The organism is Actinoplanes subglobosus (genome assembly GCF_042650585.1).
GTDB lineage: Bacteria > Actinomycetota > Actinomycetes > Mycobacteriales > Micromonosporaceae > Actinoplanes > Actinoplanes subglobosus.
Genome location: NZ_JBHSBL010000018.1, coordinates 646184 through 657004, shown reverse-complemented (window position 1 = coordinate 657004; position 10821 = coordinate 646184). Strand labels below are relative to the sequence as shown.

The following is a 10821-nucleotide window of genomic DNA, read 5'->3' as shown; positions in this document are numbered from 1 at the left end:
GTGCGGGCCGGACGGCTGGCCGCCGCGGCCGCCGCCCTGCGCAACGACGTCGCGACCGCCGCCGCGAACACCGACGAGCCGGGTCTGTCCGCGACGATCGACGGCCCGGTACGGGAGCTCGCCGACCGGATCGACGCGCTCGGGCAGCAGCTCACCGAGACGCTCAGCACACCCGGGCCGGCCGACCCGTCCGCGGCGGCGGAGGCGGCGGCCGCCGCGGTGCAACCGCTGCACGACGGGCTGACCACGCTGCTGGAGGACCGCATCGACACGCTGTCGATGGAACGGGCCGCGGTGCTGTCCGTGTCGGTCGGCGGTTTCGTGCTGGCGCTGTGGTTCGCGCTGTCGGTGCTCTGGCGGACCAGCCACGACGTCCGGCAGACGGTCGCCGCGGTCACCGCGATCGCCGGTTCCGACCTGGAGCCGCGCCCGGTGCCGGCGGGGCGCGACGAGATGGGTGACATCGGCCGGGCGCTGACCGTGGCCCGGACCCGGCTGCTGGAGCAGGAGGCCGCGCTGGCCGGTGCCGAGGCGGCCCGGGAGCAGCAACTGCGCGCCGGGTTCCTGCACCAGCGGCAGGCCGAGGTCCAGTTCCGCCGCCGCACCCAGGTCATCATCGACGAGTCGACCACGGTGATCGCCGAGGAGCTGCGTCAGGTGACCGAGAAGGTCGGCCAGGTACGCGGCTCGTCCGAGGTGATCGACGAACGGATCACCGTGGCCGACATGGCCGCCAACGCGATCGTCAGCCAGGCCCATGAGGCGGAGAACGTGATCACCTCGCTGGAGTCCAGCCTGCGCCGGGTCGCGACAGGCGCGGCGCTGGTCACCGACATCGCCCGGCAGACCCGGCTGCTGGCTCTCAACGCGACGATCGAGGCGGCCCGGGCCGGTGATCTGGGGTACGGCTTCACGGTCGTCGCCGACGAGGTCAAACAGCTCGCCACCCACACGACCGAGTCGACCGACCAGATCATCGAGACGATCCACGACCTGGAGCGGGACACCACGGCGATGGCCCGCACGATCACCACGATGACCGAGGGCATCGCCGCCGTGAGTGACGCCGCCGTCTCGTTGCGGGCGGTCGCCGCCGACCAGTCCACCCTGATGGGCCGGCTCACCGACCAGATGACCGACACGCTGGGCCGGGTCGAGGAGATGGCCGACCTGGCCGCCCGCCTGGAGCGCCGGGAGCACGACCGGATCACCACGGCCGGGCGGGTGGTGCTGCGCCGGGCGAGCAAGCCGGCGCTGGAGGCCCCGCTGGTCAATGTCAGCGCCGGTGGCCTGCGGTGTCTGATGCCGGCCGGGGAGCTCCTGGCCGAGGGCACCAACCTGGACGTCGACCTGGACAGCGGCGACGATCGGATGACGGTGCACGCCCGCGTGGTGAACTCGGCCGACAACCGTGACGGTCAGGAGATCGGCCTCCAGTTCCTGATCACGGACGACGCCCAGGCCACCCGTCTGGCCGCGATGGCGGACCGGCTGATCGCCGCCGCTCAGGGCTGATCACCCCACTGATGGGATCGACATAGACGGTGACGACTCCCACCCCTAGGCTGGGCCGGCGCGATGTCGTGTCCGAAGGGGAGAGTGGTGCGGTTCCGGCTTCTGGGTCCGGTCGAGGCGGCCGAGGAGGAACGGGTCGTCGCGCTGGGCGCTCTCAAGCAGCGGCACCTGCTGGCCGCTCTGCTGTTCGACGGCGGGCACCCGGTCACTTTCGAGACCCTGATCGACCGGCTCTGGGGCGACGAGCCGCCCGCCGACGCGCGCGGCGCCCTCTACGGCTATGTGGCCCGCCTGCGCCGGGTGGTCAAGGACAGCACCGGCGTCACCCTGGTCCGCTGGTCCGGTGGCTACACGCTGCAGGTCCCGGACGGCTCGGTCGACCTGTTCCGGTTCCGGGAGTTGCTGGAGGCGGCCCGGACGGCGGGACCGGACGAGCGGCTCACGGCGCTGGAGGAGGCGCTCGGGCTGTGGCGCGGCGACGCCCTGGCCGGTCTGCCCGGCGAGTGGGCGCAGCGCACCCGGGAGAGCCTCGACCAGCACCGGCTCGGCGCGCTGGCCGACTGGGCGCTGACCGCGCTGGCCCGGGGGCGGCATGCCGAGGCTGTCGACCGGCTGGCGGTGGCGCTGGCCCGGGACCCGCTGTGCGAGCCGCTGATCGCGGCGATGATGCGGGCGCTGCACGCCTCCGGGCGTACCGTCGAATCCCTTGATCTCTTCGCCCGGTCCCGCAACCGGATCGTCGATGAGCTCGGCACCGAGCCGGGTCCGTTGTTGCGCGAAGCGCACACCAGCGTGTTGCGCGCACCGGCCGAGGAGGTGCGCGCCGCGCGGCCGTTCCTGTTGCCGCCGGACCTGCCGGACTACACCGGTTTCGACGGCCCGGTGGCCACCATGGTCGAGGCGCTGAGCATGGCCGGCAAGAGCCCGGTCGTCGTCGTCTCCGGGCAGGGCGGTGCCGGGAAGACCGCGTTCGCCGTGCACGTGGCACACGCCGTCCGCGAGCACTACCCGGACGGTGTGCTCTTCCTCAACGTGGGCGGTGCCGACCCGCTCGAACCGGCCGAGGCGCTGAGCCGGTTGCTGCGCATGCTCGGGGTCACCGACGCCGACGCGCAGGGCAACTCCGACCTGCGGGAGCGGGAGACCCGCTACCGTGCCGAGCTGGCCGGGCGCCGGGTGCTGGTGGTCGTCGACGACGCCGTCGGGGCGCGCCAGATCCAGCCGTTCCTGCCCGGTGACGCCGGTTCGGCCCTGCTCGTGACCAGCCGCAACCGCCTCGTCACGGTGCCCGCGACGCGCCGGGTGGAGCTGAGCACGATGACCGTCGGTGAGGCGCGGGCACTGGTGACCCGGGTGATCGGCGCGGATCGGGCCGGCGCCGATCCACAGCAGACGGACCGGCTGATCCGGCTGTGCGCGCGGCTGCCGCTCGCGGTCCGGGTGGCCGCGGCCCGGCTCGCGGCCCGTCCGCACTGGTCGGTGGGCCAGCTCGCCGATCGGCTGGACGACGAGCGGCGGCGGCTGGACGAGCTGGCCGTCGACGACCTGGAGGTGCGGGCCGGTCTGGCCGTCGGCTACCGCGGGCTGAGCCCGCGGGCGCAGGTGGCGTTCCGGGCGCTGGGCAGCCTCGACCCGCCGGCACTGACCGCGATCACGGTGGCGGCGCTGCTGGACGTGGGCCTGGACGAGGCCGACGACCTGGTCGAGGAGATCACCGACGCGCGGCTGCTGGACGTGATCGGGTCGGACGGGCCGTTCGCCCGGTACCGGATGCACGACCTGGTGCGGCTCTACGCCGGGGAGCTGGCCCGGACCGGCCCGGTCCGGGAGACCGTGACCACGGCTGTGGCGGCGCTGCTCATGCTGGTCGAGCACCTGGCGCAGCAGCTGCCGGTGGCCACCCCGCGGCTCTACCATCCCGAGCTGCCCGAGCCGCCCGCCCACTGGGCCGAGACGATCGAACGGGTCGACCTGCGGCGCTGGTTCGACGACGAGGAGCCGGCGCTGATCGCCGCGGTCGAGCGGGCCGCCGCCCTGGACCTGGTCGCGCCGGCCTGCGGTCTCGCCGACGCGCTGGTGTTCGCGTCGTTCGCGGCGCGCAACAACTTCGACGGCTGGGAGCGGACGCACACCGCGGCGAGCGCGGCGGCCGGCCGGGCCGGCGACCGTCTGGCCGAGGCGGCGATGGAGTGCGGCATCGGCCAGCTGCGGTACGCCCAGGACAGGTTCCCCGAGTCGCGGTCGCACTTCTCCCGTGCCGCCGACCTGTTCGGCGCGGCCGGCCACGACCGCGGGCAGGCGGTGGCCCTGAACGGGCTCGGCACGGTCAGCCGTGAGCTGGGTGAGCACGCGACGGCGCTGCCGCAGATCAACCGGGCGCTGGAGGTGCTGGACCGGCTCGGCGACGACGCCGGGGTGGCGCACGCCTACTACAGCCTGGGGTACGCGCATCGGGAGCTCGGCGACGACGCGATCGCGCTGGAGCACCTGGCGTCCGCGCTGGCCCGGTACCGCAGGATCGGCCACCGGCGGGGCGAGCTGATCGCCCTGCGCGGCATGGGTCTGGTGCACCGGGCACGCGGCGAGCTCGGCCCGGCGGAGGAGCTGTGTTCGGCCGCGCACACCATCGCCACCGGCATCGGCGACACGCATCTGGCCGCGTACACCGCCCAGGCACTGGCCAAGGTGTGGATCCGGCAGGGTGATCCGGACCGCGGGCTGGAGTCGCTGCGGGTCGCGCTGTCGGCCACCACCGGGCGGCGCGACGGCCACGGGACGGCGCTGGTCACCCGGACCCTCGGTGAGCTGCACCTGGCCGCCGGCCGGCTGACCGAGGCGGCCGAGCTGCTGGAGTCGGCGGCGGATCAGTGGCGGGACATCGGCATGGACCTCAGCCGGGCCCGCACGCTGCGGGACCTGGGCGCCGCCCGCTGCGCGACCGGCGATCACCGGACCGCGCATTCCCTCTGGTCCGAGGCGGGAGACGTCTTTCAGACCCTGGGGGTACGGGAGAAGGACGAACTGACCACGTGGCGTGCCCGGTTCGGCTGTACCTGCCCGTCCTCGGAACTGCGCAGCACCCGCAGCACGTTGCCCCCGGCCAGAGCCGCCAGCTCGCCGTCGGACCAGCGGCGGGCCGCGAGCTCACCGAGCAGCCTCGGATAGCCGGACACGTCGTCGAGCCCGGCCGGGGTGTCGTCGCAGCCGTCGAAGTCGCCGCCGAGCCCGACGTGGTCGACGCCGGCCACCTCGCGGACGTGTTCGACGTGGTCGGCGACCTGTTCCACGGTGACCGGCGGCGGCGGGCCCTGCGGGTCACGGGTCCAGGCCCACCGCTCCTCGGAGACGAACGCCGGCACGAACGTCACCATGCACACCCCGCCGTTGCCGGGCAGCCGGGCGAGCACGTCGTCCGGCACGTTGCGGGGGTGGCCGCAGAGCGCCCGCGCCGACGAGTGACTGAAGATCACCGGCTTGACGGTCACGGCCAGGGCGTCGCGCATCGTGGCGTCGGCGACGTGCGACAGGTCGACGAGCATGCCGATCCGGTTCATCTCGGCGACCACCTCACGGCCGAAGTCGTTGAGCCCGCCGAGCCGGGGCGTGTCGGTGGCGCTGTCGGCCCACGCGACGTTCCGGTTGTGGGTGAGGGTCAGATACCGTACGCCCAGCTCCCCCAGCATCCGCAGGACGGCGAGCGAGTCGCAGATGCTGTGCCCGCCCTCGGCGCCGAGCAGCCCGGCGATCCGTCCCGCCCGGAAGGCCGCCTCCAGCCCGTCGGCGGTCCGCACCAGTTCCAGCCGGCCGGGGAACCGCCGGTGCAGCGCGTGCACCAGGTCGATCTGTTGCAGGGTCCGGACGACCGCCGCCGCCGGGGGCAGGTCGCCCGGCACGAAGACGGACCAGAACTGCGCGCCCACCCGTCCGGCGGCGAGCCGTGGCAGGTCGGTCCGGGTGAGTGGCTGCCGCTGGTCGAGCGCGAACTTCTCCAGGTCGTCCGGCGACACCGGCCCACCGTGCAGGGTTCGCAGCGCATCGGCCAGATCGTTGTGCCCGTCGACGAGCGGGTGCAGGGCCAGCAGCCGGGTGATCCGGTCCCCGGCGGTCTCGTCACGCGTGGACTCGTCGATCGGCCACATGGGTCACCCTGCTCCGTGGAAACGCAGAGCGCGGAGGGCGCGGGATCCCCCCTTGAATGCTGATCCCGCACCGCCCGCGCTCGTGAGGCGAGGAACGTCGAACTCGGCGCCCGCCAGCGCATGTCGTCGTCCCGTCCGGCGCCGTGATCAGCTTCGCAGCTCCGTCTGCCGAACTTCTGGCACATTTCTGTCAGTCGTGTTCACAGTTCGGCACCCCACCGCTCGAACTGGGCCCGGGCCTGACGCTCGGACCGTTCCAGGAGACGTCGCCGGCCACCGGGCAGACGGCCGAGGACGTGGCTGACCAGCAGGTTCGCGCCGACCCGGGCCAGGCCGTACCACGGCAGGCGGTAGGGCAGGCCGAGGTCGCGCATGGCCGCCGGGCCGAGCAGCCAGCAGCTCACCGACAGCGCCCGCTCCCGCTCGTAGAACCGGCGCCAGCCGCTCGTCACGTCGTCGGTCATGGTGATCAGGGCCTTGGCCAGGGCGGTGCTGTTGGCGTCGGGCGGCGGGTCGTTGGCCAGGAAGTGGTAGAGCAACCGCCGGCCGCGGCGCTCGGTGTGCGGCAGCCACTCCTCGTCCACGCCCATCAGCCAGCCGACGTAGCTCCACAGGTGCATGACGGCGGCCGCGTCGGCGCGCGGCACCCGGACCCCGAGCAGGCGCAGGTGCAGCAGGAAACTGGTGCTGAACACGCCCAGGGTGCTGGCCTGGTCGTACTGGTTGATCGGCACGCCGCGCAGCTCGCGGTCCCACTCCGGATCGGCCTCCAGGCGGGCGTTGACCAGCGCGTGCATGACGCGGACGTGCACTGTCGCCCGGAATCCCGCACCACCGGGCGCCATCCCGCCGGGCCCGGTGACCGCGCGCCACCACAGCGACGTCTCCTGGATACGCCGCAGCGTCTCACCACCGGCCAGGCGGCCGGTCCGGACCAGCGGTTCGAGGGCGGCTGCGGTGCGATAACCGCCGAGCAGGGAGCCGTACGCGAGAACGAGCCCCGCATCCATCCCGAACGTCCGGCACGCCTCGGCGCCGCGGGCCAGCAGCTCGTCGTCGACCCAGCCGGGCCGTCGCGACAGCGTGTCGAGGAAGGCCCGCACCGGCTCCGGCACGTCGTCGGACGGCCCGGCGGCGAGCGCCTTGTGCAGCTCGTGGGGACGGACCGCCCGGATCAGGTCGGCGGCGAGCTCGTCCCGGCGGAGCAGGCCGGTGGCCAGGGCGGCGAGTTCCTCCTCGGTCGGGTCCGCGCCGGGACCGGCGACCAGTCGCAGCGGCCGGGCGGCCCGCTCCGCCCACGGCCGGTCCATCCCGAAGCGGCGCGGCACCCGCAGATCGGCGTGCGTAGTCATGACCCGACGATAAAGTGAGTGAAAGCTCGTTTACTACTCGTCTTTCGAGGGTTCCGATGCCGTCGAATACTCGCAGGTCATCGCCGCAGCAGCAGCGCGCCCGGGAGATGATCGACCGGATTCTGGACGCTACCGCTCAGGTTCTGGCGGACAGTGGTTACGCCGGGCTGAGCACCAATCGGGTGGCCGCGGTCGCGGGTGTCAGCATCGGCTCGCTCTACCGCTACTTCGCCGGCAAGAACGAGCTGATCGAGGAGCTCCGGGCCCGCGGCTCGGCCGACGTGCTGGCCGACCTGACCGGCGCGCTCACCGCGGCGGTCACGATGTCCGCCCGCGACGGCGTCCACCACATCCTGTCGGTGCTGGTCGGTGCGGTGAAACGGCATCGGGCGGTGACCACCGCGATGATCGCCGAGGCGCCGCTGGGCGCGCACGGCAACATCCTGCCCGAGGTCGAGCGCCAGCTCGCCCAGATGACCCGGCTCTTCGTGGCGGTGCACGCCCCCGGCCTCGACCAGGCCGAAGCCGACGCCCGCATCCACCTGGCCATGGGCGTGACACTCAACGCCTGCCTGCGGATCGCCCTGGAGCCGCCACCCGGCGTGACCGAGGAGCGGCTGATCAGCCTGACCGCCGACCTGCTGGTCCTGGGCCTGGTGCCGGATCCGTCGGCCGTGTCCGGGAGCCGGGCGCGCTCGGGGAGGTGAGCGCGCCCGGACCGTCGCCGGGTCAGCGGTTCCCGGCGACCACCGTGCTCACCTGGGTGCCGGAGAGCGTGCCGCCGATGTAGAGGCCACCTCCGACCGAGGTGCCCGAGACGGTCCCGCCGGTGCGGACGGCGTACGTCGTACCCCGGGTGATCGAACTGGAACTGAAGACCACGCCCTTGAACGCCTTGGTGGGCTGGTAGGACGCGATCTGCGTGCCCGAGGTGGTGGCCAGGTGGACCACGGTGCCGGCTGCCTGGTTGGCGCTGAAGGTGATCGACACCCAGCCCTGGCCGGAGGTCGGCAGGGTGCTGGTGGTGGCGCTGATGCCGGAGGAGATGAGGGTGCCGCCGGTGATGGTGAGCGCGCCGTTGGAGTCGAGGCCGCCCTCGCCGCCGCCACGGGTCGCCGAGCCGGTCACCACGACCGTGCCGCCGCCGATGGTGAGCGCCCCGTTGGAGTCGAGCCCGTCCGTGCCGCCGCTCGCCACGACTGTGCCGCCGGTGACGCTGATCAGGGCGTTCGGCGAGTTCTGCATCTCGCCGTAGGCCGGGTCGGAGGCGTTGAACGCGTCGTCGGTGGCGGTCGCCGAGACACTGCCCCCGGTGACGTAGACCTTGAGGCCCTCGACACCCTCGTACGACTTGGTGACGTTGACGGTGCCGCCGGCCACCCGGACGTCGGTCTCGGCGTGCACACCGTCGTCGCCGGAGGAGATGGTCGTGGTGCCGCCGTCGACGGTCAGGTTGGCGTCGGAGTGCAGGCCGTCGTCGGTGGCGGTGACGTTCACCGTGCCGTCGCTGATCACCGTGAGCACGCCGGCCTTGATGCCCTTGCCGGTGGTGGTCGCGGTGATCGAGCCGCCGGTGACGATCGCGTCGGTCTGTCCGGTGATGCCGTCGTCGGTGGCCTTGACGTTCACGGTGCCGCCGGTGACCGCCACGTACCCGCGGGTGGCGTCCTCCTCGTTGTCGGACTTGAGGCCGTCGCCGCCGGCGGTCGCGGTGATCGAGCCACCGCTGACGATCACGTAGTCCTGGCCGCGGACGGCGTCGTCCGGCGCCGTGATCGTGATCGTGCCACCGGCGATGACCAGGCCGTCCTTGACGTTGATGCCGTCGTTGGCGTTGCCGGTGAGCACCAGCGCCCCGGTGCCGGCGATGGTCAGGTCGGCGGCCGAGGCGAGCGGGCCGTCGGCCGAGGCGGTGCCGTCGGTGAGCCGGTTGGTGGTGCCGGCCTGCAGGTGGACCAGCACCTCGTCGGCGGCGACCACGTTGATCGCGCCGGTGCTGCCGGTGATCGTCACGCCGTTGAGGATCAGCTGGACGATCCCGGTGCCGGTGCTGTTGACGACGATCTGACCCGAGGTGAGCGTGCCGCTGAACCGGTAGGTGCCGGCCGCGTTGACGGTCACCGTGCTACCCGAGACGGTCACGTTCGAGCTGGTCGTGGTGGCGCTGGTGCCGGTCAGGGTGACCGCGGCGACGTTCGACTCGTTCCAGGTCAGGTCGGCCGCGCTGAGGTGGCTGGCCTGGTTGGCGGCGAGCGCGGTCGCGCCGGCCGGGCCGGCCGCGAGGGCCGGGGACGCGGGAGCCACCCAGACGGCGAGAGCGGTGGCGGTCAGCGCCGCGGGGACGGCGAGACGGGGGATTCTGGGCATGGTGGGTCCTTATGTTGGGGAGAGTTGACTGCCTTCAGCAGGGGAGGTGTCGGCGCAGCAGACGGCGCCAGGGCACGTCCGGCAGGCCCGGGCGCAGCGCGGCGAGCCCGGTGGCGTATTTCGAGATGCTGACCGGCCGGTGCCCGCAGGCCCAGAGCAGCCGGTCGTTCGGTGAGGCGGACGACGCGGTCTTGGTCTCGACGATCGCGACATCCGGCAGGGACAGCTCCGAGCCGTCCACATCGGTCCAGGTCAGGCCGATGTCGACGGTCATCCGCGAGTCGTCGGCCGGCTGGTAGAAGGTGGTCCGCCGGTAGTTCGTGACCAGCGTCGGCCGCAGCACGAACCGGTCGTCACCGAGGATGTCGTCGACGAACCAGCGCCCGGGCTCGACGTCGTCGTGGTGGCTGGAGTCGTAGGGCAGACGGTCCTTGACGGTCCCGCCGCGGTAGCCCTCGGTCTTCACCTCCAGCCAGCAGAGCGCCGAGTCCAGGTAGGTACGGGTGCGCACCTTGAACCGCCGCCGCCGGCGGTACGCCGTGAGACGGAAGCTGACCAGGTCGGGGGTGTCGAAGTAGACCGACCGGTACCGGAAGGTCCGCTCACCCTCGATCTCCAGGACCCGGGTGGCCGGATCGAGGCGGGACATCAGGTCACCCGCCGCGGCGAGCGGCAGGACGTACTTGCGGTCGGTCCGGGTCTGCAGCTCCGCCCGCTCGGTCAGCTCGGCGAGCGAGACCGGATCGAGGTGGGCGGCGGTCACCGTCATCGGCCCGCTTCCGCGAGCGCGGCGCTCCGGCGACTTCCGGCGGCGTACGAGTACCGCACCTCGACGACGGTGGTCTCATTGACGAGGTCCACCCGTTCGACGGTGGCCGCGTGCACCCGGGCGCCGAGGATCCGTTCCAGCTGCGCGACGAGGGCGACGTGGTCGATGACCGCGTTGTCGAGCACCATCACCTGACGCCGGTAGGACCGGAACAGCCGTGGGTGGTCGCCGAGGTACATGACCAGGAGGATCAGCGCCATGAGTGCCGGGCTGAGCCAGATCGGGCCACCGCTGAGCGGCCCGAGGATGCCGAGGGCGAGCGCCGAGAAGTAGTAGGCCACCTCGTGCTGGTCCAGCTCGGTGGACCGGAGCCGGATGATCGACAGCACACCGAACAGGCCGAGTCCGAGGCCGGCGCCGACCGAGCTGGAGCTGAGCGACCCGGCGACGGCGAGCACGCCGACGTTGACCCCGAGGAACGCCACGACCAGGTCCCGTCGCCGGTGCCGTGGGAAATACAGCCCGAAGACAAGAACACTCACAGCTACCAGATCTAGCGCGAAGAGCGCAAGCCGGGGCATAGTGGCACGACCTCTCAGTGCGCCCGGCCGGGGCGTCAGCCCCCTGAACGAGATCCGGCCGGCGGGTTACATATCGATGAACTTCGATGCAACCCTAA

The 10821-nt window shown here is 72.7% G+C and carries 7 protein-coding genes and 1 pseudogene; 3 read left to right on the top strand and 5 right to left on the bottom strand.

Annotated features, from left to right (window positions below; all coding sequences use genetic code 11):
• Positions 1–1515: methyl-accepting chemotaxis protein (locus ACFO0C_RS24920; RefSeq protein WP_378069055.1), on the top strand; the 1515-nt coding region annotated here is incomplete at its 5' end.
• A gap of 63 nt (positions 1516–1578) precedes the next feature.
• Positions 1579–4470: pseudogene (locus ACFO0C_RS24915) on the top strand (tetratricopeptide repeat protein); the annotation flags it as partial.
• Positions 4471–4505: 35 nt separating this feature from the next.
• Here ACFO0C_RS24915 and ACFO0C_RS24910 read toward each other — a convergent pair.
• Both ACFO0C_RS24910 and ACFO0C_RS24905 read right to left on the bottom strand, forming a co-directional pair.
• Positions 4506–5654 carry a dipeptidase gene (locus ACFO0C_RS24910; protein ID WP_378069054.1) on the bottom strand — a complete coding sequence of 383 codons (1149 nt, stop codon included), beginning with the start codon at positions 5652–5654 and terminating at the stop codon, positions 4506–4508.
• Between the two features lie 200 nt (positions 5655–5854).
• Positions 5855–7006, bottom strand: a complete 1152-nt coding sequence (locus ACFO0C_RS24905) for an oxygenase MpaB family protein (RefSeq protein WP_378069053.1) — start codon at positions 7004–7006, stop codon at positions 5855–5857.
• Positions 7007–7062: 56 nt separating this feature from the next.
• On the opposite strand from ACFO0C_RS24905, the gene ACFO0C_RS24900 reads away from it, so the two are divergent.
• Positions 7063–7713, top strand: a complete 651-nt coding sequence (locus ACFO0C_RS24900; RefSeq protein ID WP_378069052.1) for a TetR/AcrR family transcriptional regulator — start codon at positions 7063–7065, stop codon at positions 7711–7713.
• A gap of 22 nt (positions 7714–7735) precedes the next feature.
• Here ACFO0C_RS24900 and ACFO0C_RS24895 read toward each other — a convergent pair whose 3' ends face one another.
• Genes ACFO0C_RS24895 through ACFO0C_RS24885 form a run of 3 tightly spaced genes read right to left on the bottom strand, consistent with a single transcriptional unit; the run spans position 7736 to position 10684 of the window.
• Positions 7736–9373, bottom strand: coding sequence for a carbohydrate-binding domain-containing protein (locus ACFO0C_RS24895; RefSeq protein ID WP_378069051.1), 1638 nt, complete (start codon positions 9371–9373; stop codon positions 7736–7738).
• A gap of 34 nt (positions 9374–9407) precedes the next feature.
• Complete coding sequence (locus tag ACFO0C_RS24890) at positions 9408–10142, bottom strand: polyphosphate polymerase domain-containing protein (protein WP_378069050.1); 735 nt, start codon at positions 10140–10142, stop codon at positions 9408–9410.
• The gene (locus ACFO0C_RS24885; RefSeq protein ID WP_378069049.1) at positions 10139–10684 is read right to left on the bottom strand and encodes a DUF4956 domain-containing protein; all 546 of its coding nucleotides are present in this window, start codon (positions 10682–10684) and stop codon (positions 10139–10141) included. The genes ACFO0C_RS24890 and ACFO0C_RS24885 overlap by 4 nt, the downstream gene beginning before the upstream one ends.
• Between the last annotated feature and the right edge of the window lie 137 nt (positions 10685–10821).